Source organism: Clostridium sp. Cult2, assembly GCF_021655075.1.
Lineage (GTDB): Bacteria > Bacillota > Clostridia > Tissierellales > Tepidimicrobiaceae > Schnuerera.
This window is the reverse complement of record NZ_PPXX01000118.1, coordinates 21,720-38,823: the sequence shown is the minus strand read 5'-3', so window position 1 is coordinate 38,823 and position 17,104 is coordinate 21,720. Positions and strand designations below refer to the sequence as shown.

14 protein-coding genes are annotated in these 17,104 nt (G+C 30.5%); 13 read left to right on the top strand and 1 reads right to left on the bottom strand.

Going from position 1 to position 17,104, the window contains the following annotated elements; genetic code table 11:
• Nucleotides 1–161: 161 nt before the first annotated feature.
• Nucleotides 162–2,060 (top strand): hypothetical protein, encoded by a 1,899-nt coding sequence (locus C3E90_RS13115; RefSeq protein WP_236916114.1) that lies wholly within the window; start codon nucleotides 162–164, stop codon nucleotides 2,058–2,060.
• On the opposite strand, the gene C3E90_RS13110 is transcribed toward C3E90_RS13115, so the two are convergent.
• Nucleotides 2,050–3,225, bottom strand: coding sequence for an MFS transporter (locus tag C3E90_RS13110; protein WP_236916113.1), 1,176 nt, complete (start codon nucleotides 3,223–3,225; stop codon nucleotides 2,050–2,052). The genes C3E90_RS13115 and C3E90_RS13110 overlap by 11 nt on opposite strands.
• Nucleotides 3,226–3,350: 125 nt before the next feature.
• Here C3E90_RS13110 and C3E90_RS13105 point away from each other — a divergent pair, with 125 nt between their 5' ends.
• The 12 genes from C3E90_RS13105 (at nucleotide 3,351) to glpK (ending at nucleotide 17,091) form a co-directional block, all read left to right on the top strand.
• Entirely contained in the window at nucleotides 3,351–3,794 is a 444-nt protein-coding gene (locus C3E90_RS13105) for a MarR family winged helix-turn-helix transcriptional regulator (protein ID WP_236916112.1), read from the top strand.
• A 3-nt stretch (nucleotides 3,795–3,797) separates the two neighbouring features.
• Entirely contained in the window at nucleotides 3,798–5,525 is a 1,728-nt protein-coding gene (locus C3E90_RS13100) for an ABC transporter ATP-binding protein (protein ID WP_236916111.1), read from the top strand.
• A 65-nt stretch (nucleotides 5,526–5,590) separates the two neighbouring features.
• Nucleotides 5,591–5,908, top strand: coding sequence for a hypothetical protein (locus C3E90_RS13095; RefSeq protein ID WP_236916110.1), 318 nt, complete (start codon nucleotides 5,591–5,593; stop codon nucleotides 5,906–5,908).
• A 184-nt stretch (nucleotides 5,909–6,092) separates the two neighbouring features.
• Nucleotides 6,093–6,965, top strand: a complete 873-nt coding sequence (locus tag C3E90_RS13090; RefSeq protein ID WP_236916109.1) for a polysaccharide deacetylase family protein — start codon at nucleotides 6,093–6,095, stop codon at nucleotides 6,963–6,965.
• Nucleotides 6,966–7,020: 55 nt separating this feature from the next.
• On the top strand, nucleotides 7,021–7,716 hold the full coding sequence (locus tag C3E90_RS13085; protein ID WP_236916108.1) for a response regulator transcription factor: 696 nt from the start codon (nucleotides 7,021–7,023) through the stop codon (nucleotides 7,714–7,716).
• A gap of 18 nt (nucleotides 7,717–7,734) precedes the next feature.
• Nucleotides 7,735–9,138 carry a sensor histidine kinase gene (locus C3E90_RS13080; protein ID WP_236916107.1) on the top strand — a complete coding sequence of 468 codons (1,404 nt, stop codon included), beginning with the start codon at nucleotides 7,735–7,737 and terminating at the stop codon, nucleotides 9,136–9,138.
• The gene (locus tag C3E90_RS13075; protein WP_236916106.1) at nucleotides 9,138–10,646 is read left to right on the top strand and encodes a hypothetical protein; all 1,509 of its coding nucleotides are present in this window, start codon (nucleotides 9,138–9,140) and stop codon (nucleotides 10,644–10,646) included. Before C3E90_RS13080 ends, C3E90_RS13075 begins: the two co-directional genes overlap by 1 nt.
• A 90-nt stretch (nucleotides 10,647–10,736) precedes the next feature.
• The gene (locus C3E90_RS13070; RefSeq protein WP_236916105.1) at nucleotides 10,737–12,446 is read left to right on the top strand and encodes a LytS/YhcK type 5TM receptor domain-containing protein; all 1,710 of its coding nucleotides are present in this window, start codon (nucleotides 10,737–10,739) and stop codon (nucleotides 12,444–12,446) included.
• A complete protein-coding gene (locus tag C3E90_RS13065) occupies nucleotides 12,443–13,210 on the top strand; it encodes a LytR/AlgR family response regulator transcription factor (RefSeq protein WP_236916104.1) in 768 nt (255 codons plus the stop codon). Before C3E90_RS13070 ends, C3E90_RS13065 begins: the two co-directional genes overlap by 4 nt.
• A gap of 120 nt (nucleotides 13,211–13,330) precedes the next feature.
• A complete protein-coding gene (locus C3E90_RS13060; RefSeq protein WP_236916103.1) occupies nucleotides 13,331–13,825 on the top strand; it encodes a hypothetical protein in 495 nt (164 codons plus the stop codon).
• Between the two features lie 38 nt (nucleotides 13,826–13,863).
• Nucleotides 13,864–15,483: a carbon starvation CstA family protein gene (locus tag C3E90_RS13055; protein WP_236916102.1), complete on the top strand. Its 1,620-nt coding sequence runs from the start codon at nucleotides 13,864–13,866 to the stop codon at nucleotides 15,481–15,483.
• Nucleotides 15,484–15,609: 126 nt separating this feature from the next.
• Entirely contained in the window at nucleotides 15,610–17,091 is a 1,482-nt protein-coding gene (gene glpK / locus C3E90_RS13050) for a glycerol kinase GlpK (protein ID WP_236916128.1), read from the top strand.
• Nucleotides 17,092–17,104 lie beyond the last annotated feature (13 nt).

Genomic DNA, 17,104 nt, shown 5'->3' with positions numbered 1-17,104 from the left:
AGATATACACTTGAAAAGATAGGAAATGAGAGAGATATTATAGAAAAAGAAATAGATAAAAGAACTGGTTTCTACAAATATAAAATATTTTTTGGAATCCTCTCAATAGTATTGGGAGTATTTTGCATTATAAACTACATTATATATTAAAGGGTGTTCCTATGGAGAAACGTAATTTAATAATGGTCTTAGTAATAATTATAGTCTTTTTGTTAAGCAATACTACTTACGCTATAGAGGGGAAATCAATATTAATTCTAGTGGATGAACTGGATTTAGAAATTATAGAAACCATTACCGATGGAATTAATTTTGGAACTGGATATATTAACCTAAAAACAAGAAAACCAGCTGGAACTGAAAGCTATTATTTTTCCATTGCAGCAGGTAGAAAAGTTGGAGTCAAACCAGAAGATTATAAAGGACTTTACAAAGATGAAAATGGAACTATTATTGTATCAGGATTTCAAGATATGTATAAAGGTGTAACAAAAGGGGTTAAAAACATTCGAGTAAATACTTTAGGAGAGAAATTGAAAGAGGAAGGTGTATCCTATATAGGGGATAATTCCTCAGCAATTGTTGCTGCAGACAATACTGGTAGCATTAGGTCTGGAGAAATAGAAATAAAATACGATAAGAATTGGTTGATAAACAAAACCAATTTTCATCTATCTAAGTCTAATATACTTGTCCTCTCCTATGATATAGATGAGATTAATTACAGGACCATGCTATTAAGGAATTATATTGAGGAATATAAAGATTATAACATTATTATAGTCCCAAACAAAGTGTCTCAAAAGATGAAGTATATTATTAATAGAAATCTAGTTCCTATTGTCTATATTAACGGGGAAAAGAGCGGTATTATTAAGAGTTCCTCTACTAAAAGGGAAGGCTTTGTAACATTAGAAGATATATATGCAGATTTAATTTCTATCCATGGTGAGAAAGATACTTCTTTTATAGGCAATGAAATAGATATTGTAGAAAAAGAAAACAACCTAAACTATGCTAATAGTTTATTTAAAAGGACTATTAATTTAATGTGGATAACATATATATTCCATGGATTGGTTTATTTTATTCAATGTTATACTGCTTATTATATTTATAAAAATAGAAAAGATAAATTTGATAAGATAAATTTATTCAACAGTTTCATTATTATTAATATTTTTATTGGAGTGTTGATGGGAGCATCAACTTTACATATAAATATTGCATTATATTTATTTATTAACTTGTTAACTACCTATATTATTACCATTTTTATGTCAGACAAGGAAATAAACACTATAGGATTATTTGCAACACTAACCTATATATTAATTGTATTTGGAATCCTTTTTTATCCAGAAATTATCTATAATTCTTATATAGGCTTTAATAATTTGTTTTATGGAGCTAGATATTATGGATTTAACAATGGAATAATGGGAGTTTTATTAGTTAGTTCAATAATCAGTTGTTTTTTCATAAAGGATTTGATTAGAAATCAACTTGTAAAAAATCTAATTTGTTTATTATATACTATTGCAAATATTATAGTTTTATCTACAAATTATGGAGCAAATACTGGAGGCTTTTTAACTGCTGTAGCTATGTTTTTAATTATAATATATTTAAATTTACTAGGTAACAATTGGAATATAAAAAATTTAATTGTATTAATATTAGTAGGAGTTATAATATTTAGTGTAAACATGTACTTTGATTATCTTAGCAATGAAAAGAGCCATGCTATTAATTTTTTAATAAGGATAAAAACCTTTGGGATTGGTGAAGTTATAGACATGTTTAAAATAAAAGCAATGGAATTAATTAAACTAACTTTATTGCCTCCCTTTAGTATAGTAATAGCTTCACAAATAATTTCCCTTAGAACCTTATTAAGTGGGATTAACCAAAAAACAAAAAAAGAAGCTTATTTGATAATCATTACTAGTATTATTGGTTTCTTACTTAATGATACAGGTATGATAACTTTTATATATATGATTTTCTATTTAATTTCATTATTAGTCTATTATAAAGAAAACCCCTCTAGAATTTAGAGGGGTTATGATTTTTAACTATACTTTTTTCTATGGACATACTAAATAATATGTTAATAGCAATAATAGTATTTATTACAGAAATGACTACCAGTAGTTTATAACCACCCCAATTATAGAGAATTGGGCCTAAAAGGGAGCAGACAATTACTGTAATTGCATTGACGGTATAAACTATACTCATAAAAGTACCTCTTTTTTCTGGATATATTTCAGAACAAAGAGTTTGATAAGCAGTCCATCCTCCATCTATACCAACTGTAATTAAAGTCAAAAATCCAACAATAATTTTAATAGATTTTGAAAAAACCATGGCAACTAAAGCCAACAATACAAGAATAAAAAAGATTCTAGACAATTTTTCTTTACCTATTCTATCAGTTAAAAGAGTAGCAAAAACAATACCTAAAATGGTACCAACTGCAATTATAGTATATATATAACCAATTTGCACTTGATTAAGATTAAAGTTATTGGATATATATATACCTAGGAAGTTTAGCAGCAAAGCAGGTGCTGAAAGAATTAAAAAAACTACAATCAAGGATTTGTAACTAATTGGGTTTTTCACCATGGTAAACAATTCCTCTAAATCAACTTTTATATCCTTTGATTTTTTTGTTTCTGGTAGTTTAAATAACAATAACAAACAACTAACTCCAATAATTGTTAGGGGAAGATACACGCTCTTTAAATTTCCAAATTTGTTTATCATATTAGCTGCATATAAGGGGCTAAGTAATATTGCAATACCGAAAGCACCTCTTAATATTCCTGAAGCTTTACCCCTTGAAGCATAAGGAATAAATTCACTTAAATAAGACAAATTGGTGCCACTAAGAGAAAAGTATCCAATTCCTATGAAAGTCCTACCAAAAGCGTATATAAGTGGATTCCTAGCAAATCCACTTATAAGTGTACCAGTAATATATAAAGTTAAGGCCACCATTAAACTTTTCTTTTTTCCATATCTATCAGCAAAAACTCCAAAAAATGGAGCTAGAAGGCCTACAAGAGAATATCCGATATTAAACATTATCACTGAACTATCTTTAATATTAAAATATTGAGATAAATAAGGTGCCAAGGGTGCTATAATATTCATTTCTGTTGTAATAATAAGCTGTATAAAAAATGTAGTAAAAAACATTAATAATAAATTCATAATATCCTCCTTAGATTTATGTGCTAGATAATATTATATATTATTATTGAAAAAAAGGAATAGAGATGATACAATATCGTTGTACGATATATTAGGTAGGCGAAAATAATTATGGAGATGATAATATGGAGTTGCAAAAAACTTCTGAAACCATATCAAATTATATTAGAGAATGTAGCAATATTATCCATAAAAAAGGGCATCAGATAGCTCAGGAATACGATTTAACTTATGATCAATATCACCTATTAATCTACTTAAGTTTTTGTGAGACCCCTCCCACTATTAATGAAATTTCTAATAAATTTAATAGGGCGCAAAACACCATGTCGGAAAAGATTTCTCGTTTAGAAGAAAAAGAATTAGTTAGTAGAATGGACGATATAGAAGATAGAAGGGTTACTAGAGTGAAAATCACAGAAAAAGGGTTGAATTTAATCAATGTTATTCGACAAGAGAGAAGCAATAGGGTTACCTATGTTGCCTTAAAAAAGATGAAAATAGATGAGATAGAAAATTTATTAACCAATTTGAGTAAATTTTATAATAATTTAAAAGAGGAGGTTTAAAAATTGATTAAAAAATTTATTTCTTATTATAAACCCCATAAAACACTATTTTTCATAGATATGTTTTTTGCCTTTTTAATCTCTGCATTTGATTTAGTATTTCCTATGGTAACAAGAAATATTGTTAATGATATTATACCAGCTGGTAGAATGGACCTTCTATTTAGATGGACTATTATTATGTTAATATTGTTCATATTTAGATATATAAGTTATTATATTGTTTCCTATTGGGGTCATGTTCTAGGGGTATACATTGAACATGATATGAGGAGGGATTTGTTCGCTCATTTACAAACACTACCTTTTAGTTATTATGACAATACTAAAACTGGACATATAATGTCAAGGCTAGTTAATGATTTAAGAGATATTACAGAACTAGCTCATCATGGACCGGAAGATTTATTTATTTCCTTGGTAATGTTATTAGGCTCTTTTATACTTTTAGTAAGAATAGAATGGAGATTGACTTTAATAATATTTGCCTTTGTTCCTGTCATGATTTGGTTTTCTATGACTAAAAGGACTAAGATGCAAGAATCCTTTAGGCAGGTTAGAAAAAAAATAGCCAATGTAAATGCTCAATTGGAAAATAGTATATCAGGAGTAAGGGTAGCTAAATCCTTTACCAATGAGGAGTATGAAATTCAAAAATTTGATGATGGAAATGATGAATATAGAGAAGCAAGAAAATATTCCTATAAAGCTATGGCTGAGTTTGTAGCTGGAATGGGGCTTATTACCAATATCCTTAATCTAGTAGTAATAAGTGCTGGTGGATATTTTACTTATAGACAATTTATTACCTTAGGGGATTTACTTGCATATACCTTGTATGTTAATTTCTTTATGCAACCTATAAGAAGATTATCTGATTTCATGCAACAATACCAAGACGGTATGACAGGTTTTGAAAGATTTATGGAGATAATGAATATCGAACCTGATATTAAAGATAAGGAAGATGCTGTAGAACTTACTGAAGTAATAGGAGAAATTGATTTCAACGATGTTTCCTTTAGCTACACCAATGGAGAGGATAGAGTATTATCAAACTTGAATTTAAATATTGAAGCAGGAAAAACTGTTGCAATAGTAGGTCCTTCAGGAGCAGGGAAAACTACTCTTTGCCATCTAATACCAAGATTTTATGATATTAATGAAGGACAGATTTTAATTGATGGTAAGGATATAAGGAATATTACCCTTAAATCTTTAAGGAGAAATATTGGGTTAGTTCAACAAGATGTATTTTTATTTACTGGAACTATAATGGATAATATATCCTATGGAGACCCAACTAAGTCTGAAGAAGATATTATTGAAGCAGCAAAAAAAGCTCGTATCCATGATTTTATAATGACTCTTCCCAATGAATATAATACTTATATAGGAGAGAAGGGAGTAAAATTATCAGGAGGACAGAAGCAAAGAATATCCATAGCTAGATTGTTTTTAAAAGACCCTCCAATTTTAATCTTAGATGAGGCTACATCAGCCTTAGATAATGAAACGGAAGTATTAATTCAAGAATCATTGGAGGAGCTTGCCAAAGGTAGAACAACCATGATAATAGCTCATAGATTATCAACTATAAAAAATGCAGATGAAATATTAGTATTGACCAATGAGGGAATTGAAGAAAAAGGCAGCCATGAAGAACTATTAAAAATTGATGCAGTATATGCTAATCTATATAGGTCTCAATTCAAGGAGTTAGTATCATAAATAAATGTATCAACAGCACCTCCTACTGCATATTATATATTGAATATGTATGGGGAGGTTTTATTATGGATTACAACTATCCAGAACTATATTACAGAGTTTATCCAAAAGTAATAGATTCGGTTAACAAATATTTAGAGAAAAATGAGTACAAAGGGAATATTTCTGAAGAGGATATGGAAGCCATGATAGATGAGGTCTATGAAAAAATGGTCTACGAATGTCCAGAATTAAATGAGGACCCTATAGAAAGAAGGGGTAGGTATAGAGTAACTCAAAGGCCATTTTATGGGAGAAGAAGATTGATTAGAGATATAATATCTATTATACTTATATCTGAATTGATACGGAGAATAAATCCCTATGGATTCTATGGGGTATAATATGAAAACTACGGATACAAAAGTACTAAAATAGGTTTCATCTAAGACTATTTAGTACTTTTATTTGTAACTTTTTTGTAAATAATTATTTATATCTTTGTAATGCAAAATTTCTGGGTATATAGTATCCTATATATAGGGAATAGTTTTATTTTGACAGTAAATAATAAAGGGAGGGACATAAATGAGTAAAATTAAAATATCTAAAAGGAAAAGAAGAACTATAAGATATGCTATAATATTTACCATTATATTCATTTTGTTCTTCCTTAGGACTTCCTACAAATATTATAATAGGACAGCTTCAGATGTAGTTGAAGCAGGGAATATTTCAGAAAGTATTTTATTAATGTCTGAAAAATCCTCTGTAAATATAGCTTTGCAGCATGAAAAACAGCTTATTCAAGCTGAAAACGATAGAATTGCTGAATTAGAAGAAAGACAACAAAAGGAGTTAGTTCCAGAGGAAAACAAAAAGAAAGCATATTTGACCTTTGATGATGGGCCATCGGAGAAGGTAACTCCTCAAATATTAGATATTCTAAAAGAATATGATATTAAGGCAACTTTTTTTGTAGTAGGTAATTTTGCGGAAAAACATCCCCATATGATTAAGAGAATCAACCAAGAGGGACATGCTATAGGCAATCATACTTATAGTCACAGATATAATTTTATATATAAAAAACCTTCTAATTTTATTAAGGAACTAGAAAAAACAGAAAAGGTATTAAAAAATATACTTGGGGAGGATTATGAAACAAAAATAATTAGATTTCCTGGTGGTTCTTTTGGAGACAAAAAAGCACCTTACAGAAAAGTTGCATTGGATAACGGATATACTTACTATGATTGGAATTCTCTAAATGGAGATGCAGAAGGTTATTATATACCAAATGAAAAGTTAATACAAAGATTTCGGAATACTTTTAAGGGTCAAGAAGAACTTACAGTTTTAATGCATGATATGGATTCAAAATATACTACACCGGAATCATTACCATATATTATTGAATTTCTACAACAGAATGATTATGAATTCCATGTTTTAAAATAATTGCTGTTAATCAACAGCAATTACTTTTGTTAACTATTAACTGGAGGTTATTTGCATGAAATTAGAAAACAAAATTCTTGTAGTAGAAGATGAAGAACATATAAGAAAGTTTATTAAAATCAATTTGGAAAGAGAAGGGTTTATAGTTGAAGAAGCTGGAACCGGGGAAGAAGGACTTAGTATTGTAAAAACTAAGGATATAGATGTAGTAGTATTGGATATAATGCTTCCAGGAATAGATGGATTTGAAGTATGTAAACTCCTAAGACAAGAATTTCCTACTATAGGAATCATTATGCTTACAGCTAAATCCCAAGATATTGACAAGATAATGGGATTAGAGTTCGGTACCGATGATTATATGGTTAAACCTTTTAATCCAATTGAACTAGTTCTTAGGGTAAAGTCTTTACTTAGAAGAATGGATTCTTCAAAGGAAGAAAATCAACATATTATAATGGATATTCCCTTTAAAATAGATAAATATTCTAGGAAGTTCTACAAGGAAGACGGAGAAATAGAATTAACACCAACGGAGTATTCAATAATTAAGCTATTTATTGAAAATCCTGGTAAAGCTTTTACTAGAGATGAAATATTAAATATAGTGTGGGGTTATGATTTTGTAGGGGATTCAAAAATAGTAGATGTAAATGTTAGAAGACTCAGGTCTAAGATTGAAGACAACCCTAGTAATCCTCACCATATTGAAACTGTATGGGGTGTGGGCTACAGATGGAGAGACAAATAGTAACCTTAGGAGGAGAACATGAATACCAGTATTAAAAAAAGATTAGTTGGTAACTTTATGCTTGTAATAATAATAACCGTATTGATATTGGAAGTCTTTTTAATAAATGCTGTAAAGAAATATTATTACAAGAGTATGGAGGAAATTCTTTCAAATCAAATAATTCTTTCCACTGATTTTTATTCCAGATACTTTTCATCTAATAGATTAGAAGATATAATAATTGATGATATAGATGTATTTTGGCGTCAGACTAAAGCTCAAGTTCAAATATTAGACCTAGATGGTAAGGTATTAATGGATTCTATAGGTGCTTCTCATTCTTTAGATACAATAAATACAAATGATGTAATGAAAGCTTTAGAAGGGGAAAAAGGGACCTGGATTGGAAATGTAGAATATGATACTTCAACTGTAATGGCAATTTCTTATCCTTTACTAGTTGAGGGGAAACCCGTAGGAGTTTTGCGTTTTGTTTCTTCCTTAAGAAATACTAATAGAATGATAAAAAATATTGCCAAAGTATTGTTGATAGTCGGTCTTATGGTCATATTAATATCTGGAATCCTAAGTATATTTCTTGCTAATACCATAATCCAACCGTTACAGGAAGTTACAACAGTAGCAGAAAAGATGGCAGGGGGTCAACTGAAAATTAGATCTAGAAAAAGATTTGATGATGAGCTAGGAAAACTTTCAGATACTTTAAATTATATGGCTGAAGAGTTAATAAGAAAAGAACAGCTTAAAACAGATTTTATTTCTTCCATTTCTCATGAATTAAGAACTCCACTTACTTCTATAAAGGGATGGGCCATTACTTTAAAATCTGACAAATTTAAAGATGATCAGCTTTTGATAGATGGATTGGATATTATTGAAAAGGAAAGTGATAGATTAACCAATATGGTAGAAGAACTATTGGATTTTTCTAGGTTTGTATCTGGAAGAATTACATTAGATAAAGATGAAATAGATATTGTAGATTCAATAGAGCATATAGGTAAACAATTTCAATTTAGAGCTGAAGAGAAAAATATTCAATATAATGTATATTATGATTCTTATTTACCTAAGATAATTGGTGATGAAAATAGATTAAAACAGGTACTAATAAATTTATTGGATAATGCCTTTAAATTTACTCTTGAAGGAGGAAAAGTTGCATTATTGGCTAAAAAGAGTGAAGAGAATATATTGATTGAAATAGAAGATAATGGATGTGGCATATACGAAGAGGATCTTCCCTATATTAAAGAAAAGTTTTATAAGGGGAAAAATAGCAAGTCTAATAGTGGATTAGGGCTTTCCATTTGTGACGAGATAATAAAATTACATGGCGGTTCTATGAAAATTGAGAGTAAATTAAATCAAGGAACGAAGGTTATAGTATCTATACCAATAGAGGGGGTGGAAGGTTAATGAAAAAGATTTTGCTATTATTGATACTAATAATAACTATGTTTTCAATTATATCATGCAATATAGATAATATAGAACTATCCGATAATATTGAAGCCCCAAAAAACATCAATTTGCCTATTTCTGGTAAATGGAGAATAGAAGATTATCTGTTAAATGCTTCTAGCGCCATGGATGAGGAAAAAGCAGAATCTTATATAGGCATAGAGGCGTTGTTTCATAATGAACTTATAACCATTGGAGATGATTATTGTACAGAACCATCCTTTCGAATCAAAAATGTAGATACAGATGAGTATTTAATTTATCATCATAAAGTAACTTCAGAATTTTTAAACATAGAAGCAGATGAAATTGAAATAGTATCTATTACGGGAGAAGAACAATTTTTCTATGAGTTCATAAAAGCATCTGAAGATACAATTATTGTAAATATTGATGGAGTATTCTTCTATTTAAATAAGATTTCAGAAGAAGTTGAATATGATGGAGCAGTCACCGAACAATTTACTGAAAATATTCTATTTGACACAGCTGAGGCTTCAGATGAGGATGCATTAAGAACAGGCATTTTGATTGGACTTAAGTCTTTGGATTTAGAAAGTAAAGAGGAAGGCTTTGAAAAGTGGAATTATAGGACAATATTTATTAGAGCTAATAACAAAGAGATAGTTAGCATTAACGAAATGGAAAATATACTATTGCCTAGAAGGACAGGGTTTTGGAAAGTAAGTGTAGATAGAGAAGAAAAGGATGGTAAAATTAACGACAAAATTGTAGCATACCCTGTAAACAAACCTTTACACACTGAATCAGATAATGAAATTGAGGTCAAAACTGAAGTAGAAGATAATAAAACAGAGAATACCATTAAAAATATTTTATATATAGGTAACGATTATATATCCATCGAAAATATCCATTATCGTAATAAAGGGGAAAGATTTTTAGAATTTTACCCTATCGATAATATTGGAAAATTCAAACCCCTTATTATTACAGATGTCTTAGGAGAAATTGGTAAGGAAGCTTTTGATGAGGGAGTTAATAAAGAGATATTAAAAGATAAGGAAGAATATAAAAACAGTCTAATAGATTTAAAACCTAATGAAGAGAGTTTCGGTCTATTTAGAAGGAATGGTCTTTGGGTCTTTAAGGGAAGGATTAATTATGTTGAAAATGGCATATATAGCTATGAAAATTTCAACATTAAAGCTATCCCTCCAAAGGAAGTTGTCTACTATGACGAACTGTCTATTCCTTGGAATAGAATAAAATCAAAAATACCAGAAGCATTAGATGCTTTTACATCTCCTAATGAAGATATAGCAATTATTTTAATCAACAATGATATATTCATTTATACAATAGAAGATGGAGAGATTAGCAATAAACCAATAGAAAGCATAAAATTAAAGCCTTCTGAAAAGATAATTATGGCAGAATGGGCAATAGGAAGATACCCCAAACTTTGGGAAGAAGAATTATTAAAACAAGCTGGAAACTGAGATAGTCAGTTTTTAGCTTGTTTTTATTTTTGGTTATATTGTAAATAATTAGATAATTTACTATAATATAATTAATATTAAGGAGAAGGGGTGTTTACACTGTTAGTAATACTTTTCCAGAATTTAATCAACCGTGTAGGATTAATAATGTTGCTAGCTTTTATAATGACTAGAATAAATTCATTTAGAAAGTTAGTATCAAAACAAAATATTAATATAAAAGACAAATTATTATTATCCCTAATATTTGGAATTTATGGTATTGTAGGTACATATACGGGCATTCCCATAAGGGGTGCTATAGCTAATGCACGGGTAATTGGAGTTTTTGTTGGTGGTCTATTAGGCGGACCTATTGTTGGAACTTTATCTGGGCTCATAGCAGGAGGTCATAGGTTTTTAATAGATATAGGTGGTTTTACTGCGTTTTCCTGTGGCTTCTCAACTTTTACTGAAGGTATTATTGCTGGATTTTTAAAGAAAAAAATAGATAAAGCTGATAACAAAATACTATTTGCTCTTGCAGCTGGGATGGTAGCGGAAGTATGGCAGATGATAATAATATTGATTTTTTCTAAACCCCTTTCAGAAGCCTTGGAATTAGTCAAAATTATTGGAATACCTATGATTATTGCTAATGGTTTAGGAATAGCAGTATGTATATCCATAATCTATAGTGTTTTCAAAGATTTAGAAACTGCCGAAGCATATCAAGCTCAGTTGGCGTTAAAAATTGCAAATAAAACTTTAAAATATTTAAGGAAAGGTTTAAATGAAAGTACTGCCCTAGAGGTAGTCAAAATAATAAAGAACATGACAGGAGTTAAGGCAGTTGCTATAACAGATAAAGAAAAAATACTAGCTCATGTTGGCATTGGGGAAGATCACCATCTATCAGGAAGTCAAGTTAGGACCAGCTTAACTAAGGAAGTATTAAGAGAAGGTAAATGTATTATAGCAAATACCAAAGATGAAATCGGATGCGATAAGATTGATTGCGGACTTAAATCTGCTATAATCATTCCATTGATGGAGGGGGACAAGGTTGTTGGTAGCCTGAAACTATATAAGGATGAGGAAAATTCAATTACTAAAGTGGAATCGGAGCTGGCTTTAGGATTAGGACATCTATTTTCAACTCAAATTGAACTTAGTAAAATAGATTATCAATCGGAATTATTAGCCAAATCTGAATTAAAGGCTTTACAAGCTCAAATAAATCCTCATTTTCTTTTCAATGCAATAAATACCATAGTTTCCTTAATAAGAACTCAACCAGATAGTGCTAGAAGGTTATTACTCCATCTAGGTAATTATTTTAGGAATAATTTACAAGAAAGTAACAACGAGGTGGATTTATATAGGGAGATTGAAAACATTAAATCCTATTTAGAAATTGAAAAGGCAAGATTTGGTGATAAATTAATTATAAAATATGATATTCCTGAAAATATTGATTGCAAATTACCCCCTTTACTACTTCAACCTATAGTCGAAAATGCAGTGAAACATGGAATTTTTGAAAAGATAGAAGAGAGTATTGTGGAGATAATAGCATTGGACAATGATGAGGAGACGGAACTTATAGTAAAAGATAATGGAGTAGGGATGAGCGAGGAATTTTTAGCATCATTATTTGATGATAAAGATAATTTAACTGGTATTGGTCTAAATAATGTCAATAAAAGGCTTAAAAATAAATATGGCAAGGGTTATGGGTTAATTATAAAAAGTAAATTAGGTCATGGTACAACTGTAAAGATGAGAATTCCAAAAAAAGCAAGGAGGGTGGCAGTATGATTAGAACTATGGTTGTAGATGATGAGACCCCTGCTCGAGAAGAAATAATATATATTTTAGAAAAGTTCAAAGAAATTATCATCATAGGGGAAGCTTCCCATGGGTTAGAGGCTTTAGAATTGAATGAAAAATTAAAACCAGATTTAATCTTTTTGGATATCCAAATGCCTAAACTAAACGGAATTGATGTGGCAAGAAAGATAATAGATGGACTATATAGACCTTACATTGTATTTGTAACTGCCTATGAAAAATATGCCCTAGAAGCCTTTGAAGTAAATGCTATGGATTATATATTAAAACCCATTTCAGAAGAACGATTGGAAAAGGTAATGAGAAGGATTATTGCTAATATGGGAAAAGGGAAGGAGGAATATATTTACAAACTCAATAACCTTATAGCGAGTATATCTCATCAAGACCAGGAAACCATTACTAGAATTTGCGTATATGATATGGGTAAACTAATACCTCTTGATTCAAAGGAAATAATATATGCTACTGTAGAAGATAGAAATACAGTAATTGTTAGTACAAAAGGAAAATTTGAAATAAATTATACTTTAAGCGAACTTTGTGAAAAACTAAACAAATCCACCTTTTTTAGATCTCATAAATCCTTTCTAATTAATCTAGATTTTATAGAAGTCATAGAACCTTGGTTTAATTCAACTTTTAATGTAGTATTAAAAAATATAGATATGAAAATACCTGTTAGCAGGAGTCAGTCAAAAGAATTTAAAGAATTGATGAATATAAATTAATGATTATGTATTTTAAACCTCAATAATGTATTTCATCCTTGATTTACTACAACTTATTTCCAAATCCCTTTTATTTACTTATATTGGTATATAATTTAATTGAAGGCAAAGGAGGAAAATATGGACTTTAATGATTATTTACTTACCATAGAAAAAAGACTTGAGAAAAATTTTGATACAATAAGGAATTATACTATAAATGATTATAATATTAATCTTTTTGCCAAATATAATATAAGAACTGAACGATATATATTGACTAAGAAAACGGTAATAGATGCTATGGAAAATAATGAATATTGTTTTATTAAATTCTTTGAAAATTTCGACAAATATCATCTTAGAACATATACAGACTTCTTAATTGGAATTATTGATATATTGGTAAATCCTAATAAAGAACATATGTCTAGTACTATAACAGGGGTAATAGTATTGGAAAATAAACCTAGTAGTGATATCGTAAATGCCATAAAGAATTTTAAGTATCATAAAGGATTTGCCTTTGGTTTTAAAGGATGGGCGGATATCCGTTTAATTTTGGTTACTATTAATGATAAATATATAGTAACGAATAAAAAAGGAAAGGAGGTAAGCAAGGTTTACAGTATCTAGTTTTTATCTTAATAGTTTGAAAGGGAAGGGGCGTTATTATGAATTCATTATGGTTAATGATTAGTAGCATTATCATCTTTATTATTGCCTACGCTACTTATGGTTCATGGCTTGCCAAAAAGTGGGGAGTAGATGAAACTAGAAAGACTCCTGCTAACGAAATCAATGATGGCGTAGACTATGTACCTACACGTCCAGCAATATTATTAGGACATCATTTTTCATCAATAGCTGGAGCTGGGCCAATCAATGGACCAATTCAAGCAGCTGTATTTGGTTGGGTACCAGTATTGTTATGGGTAGTAATAGGAAGTATTTTCTTTGGAGGAGTCCATGACTATGGTTCTTTATTCGTTTCTATTCGTCATAAAGGAAAATCTATAGGAGAAGTAATAAACGACACCATGGGAAAAAGAGGGAAACAGCTCTTTTCAATATTTGCATGGTTAACACTCTTATTAGTAGTTGCAGCCTTTGCCAACATAGTTGCTTCTACTTTTGCTGCAACGCCACAAGCAGCAACTTCTTCAATACTATTTATTGTACTGGCCATCGGTTTTGGATATGCAGTATATAGAAAAGGAGTATCTATTAAAGTAGGTACTGTAATTGGTGTAATCCTTCTATTTATATGTGTCTGGTTAGGTATTGTATTTCCTCTTCAATTAAGTGTTAATACATGGATAGTTTTACTAGCTATTTATATCTTTATTGCATCTACTGCTCCCGTGTGGATATTATTACAACCAAGGGATTATTTGAATTCTTTCTTATTATACGCTATGATGGCTGGAGCCATATTGGGAATAATAATTTATAGACCTGATATTAAATTAGAAGCTATAACATCTTTTAAAGTAGGAGATTATAATTACCTATTTCCAATGCTATTTGTAACGGTAGCCTGTGGAGCTATTTCCGGATTCCACTCCTTAGTAGGTTCTGGAACTACGTCTAAACAGATAGATAATGAAAGAGATGCAAGGCCTATAGGATATGGTGGAATGCTTATTGAAGGAGCATTAGCAGTTATAGCTTTAATAACAGCAGCATATTTGACTAAAGGAGAATTATCAGAGTTATTAGCAGCTGGACCTGTAAATGTATTCTCCAATGGGGTAGGTACATTTATGTCTAAGTTTGGTATTCCTTTTGAAACAGGTAAAACCTTTGTAGCATTGGCAGTATCAGCTTTTGCTTTAACTAGTCTCGACACTGCCACTAGGCTTGGTAGGTTCATCTTCCAAGAATACTTTGAAGATCCTGCAAAGGAAAGCCAATCACCATTAACAAATATGTATGTATCAACGGGAATTACTGTAGTAATAGGCTCATTACTTGCAGCAGGTGGATTTAAAAAAATTTGGCCAATATTTGGTTCCGCAAACCAATTGCTAGCTGCATTAGCATTAATGGCTATAGCTCTATGGTTAAAGAAACAAAAGAGAAGTTTCAATATGATAACTATACCAATGGTATTTATGCTTATTGTAACTCTCACTGCTTTAGTATTGCTAACTATGAGTAATCTTGCTAGTGGAAATTATATACTTGTAGTATTTCCAGTGTTGTTATTCATACTTGCCATAGTTTTAGCTGTTGAAGGATATAGGATTCTTTTCAAAGAAGATTCTGATACGGTTAGTCATGTAAAATAATATAATCCAAAGTATGAAAATGAGTTGGGATAATCCCAACTCATTTTTTCTAATCCTTTCTTAAGATGATAAAAGAAGTTATAATATAGAAGAAAGGAGGAATAAACTTTGAATGAAAAATACATAATGGCTTTTGACCAAGGTACCACAAGTTCTAGAGCCATAATTTTTAATCATAATGGTGAAATAGTAAATATTGCACAAAAGGAATTTACTCAATATTATCCAAAACCAGGTTGGGTAGAACAAGACCCGATGGAAATATGGGGAACCCAATCTGGAGTAGCAAGAGAAGTGCTAGAAACTGCTGGTATTAGACCAGATGAAATAGCAGCTATAGGTATAACTAACCAAAGGGAGACTACAGTTATATGGGATAAAAATACAGGAAGGCCAATATATAATGCCATAGTTTGGCAATGTAGGAGGACTGCAGGCCTATGTGATAAGTTAAAGGCTAGAGGATTAGAAGATTATGTAAAGAAAAACACTGGTCTTGTAATAGATGCTTACTTTTCAGGAACTAAAATAAAATGGATTTTAGACAATGTAGAAGGAGCTAAAGAGAAAGCTAATAGAGGAGAATTGCTCTTTGGCAATATAGATACTTGGCTAATTTGGAATTTAACTAGGGGAAAAGTCCATGTAACAGATTACAGTAATGCCTCCAGAACTATGATATACAATATAAAGGAACTAAAATGGGATGAAAGACTACTAAGGGAATTGGATATACCTAAATCTATGTTACCAGAAGTTAAACCATCAAGTGAAATATATGGGGTAACAGACCCTCTTACCTTTGGAGGAGCACAGATTCCAATAGCAGGTATAGCTGGAGATCAGCAGGCAGCTCTATTTGGCCAAGCATGTTTCCAACCAGGTATGGCTAAAAATACATATGGCACTGGGTGTTTTATGCTTATGAATACAGGAGAAGAAATGACTACTTCCAAAAAAGGACTTCTTACTACTATAGCATGGGGTGTGGATGATAAAGTAGAATATGCTCTAGAAGGTAGTATTTTTGTAGCTGGAGCAGTGATTCAGTGGTTAAGAGATGAACTGAAATTAATTCACGATGCCAAAGATAGTGAATATTTTGCAACTAAAGTTAAGGATAATAATGGAGTTTATTTAGTACCAGCCTTTGTAGGATTAGGAGCCCCCTATTGGGATATGTATGCAAGAGGAACTATGGTAGGACTAACAAGAGGCGTAAATAAAAACCACATAATAAGAGCTGCATTAGAATCCATTGCATACCAATCTAGAGATGTATTAGAAGCAATGGAGGAAGACTCAAACTTAGATCTTAAAGAATTGAGGGTAGATGGTGGAGCAGTAGAGAATAATTTTTTAATGCAATTCCAATCAGATATATTGGGCGTTCCAGTCCATAGACCAAAGATTATTGAAACTACGGCCTTAGGTGCAGCCTACCTAGCAGGATTAGCAGTAGGGTTTTGGTCAGATAAGAATGAAATTTCCAAAAGATGGAATGTAGATAGAGTATTTGAAGCGAAAATGGAAGAAAAAGAAAAAGAGATACTATATGGAGGATGGAAAAAAGCAGTAACAAGAGCTTTAAAATGGGAAGAAGAATAAGTCCTATAAGTTT

Coding starts and splice junctions, on each gene's coding strand:
- C3E90_RS13115 (WP_236916114.1), top strand. CDS start 162: ATGGAGAAACGTAATTTAATAATGGTCTTAGTAATAATTATAGTCTTT.
- C3E90_RS13110 (WP_236916113.1), bottom strand. CDS start 3,225: ATGAATTTATTATTAATGTTTTTTACTACATTTTTTATACAGCTTATT.
- C3E90_RS13105 (WP_236916112.1), top strand. CDS start 3,351: ATGGAGTTGCAAAAAACTTCTGAAACCATATCAAATTATATTAGAGAA.
- C3E90_RS13095 (WP_236916110.1), top strand. CDS start 5,591: ATGGATTACAACTATCCAGAACTATATTACAGAGTTTATCCAAAAGTA.
- C3E90_RS13090 (WP_236916109.1), top strand. CDS start 6,093: ATGAGTAAAATTAAAATATCTAAAAGGAAAAGAAGAACTATAAGATAT.
- C3E90_RS13085 (WP_236916108.1), top strand. CDS start 7,021: ATGAAATTAGAAAACAAAATTCTTGTAGTAGAAGATGAAGAACATATA.
- C3E90_RS13080 (WP_236916107.1), top strand. CDS start 7,735: ATGAATACCAGTATTAAAAAAAGATTAGTTGGTAACTTTATGCTTGTA.
- C3E90_RS13075 (WP_236916106.1), top strand. CDS start 9,138: ATGAAAAAGATTTTGCTATTATTGATACTAATAATAACTATGTTTTCA.
- C3E90_RS13065 (WP_236916104.1), top strand. CDS start 12,443: ATGATTAGAACTATGGTTGTAGATGATGAGACCCCTGCTCGAGAAGAA.
- C3E90_RS13060 (WP_236916103.1), top strand. CDS start 13,331: ATGGACTTTAATGATTATTTACTTACCATAGAAAAAAGACTTGAGAAA.
- C3E90_RS13055 (WP_236916102.1), top strand. CDS start 13,864: ATGAATTCATTATGGTTAATGATTAGTAGCATTATCATCTTTATTATT.
- glpK (WP_236916128.1), top strand. CDS start 15,610: ATGGCTTTTGACCAAGGTACCACAAGTTCTAGAGCCATAATTTTTAAT.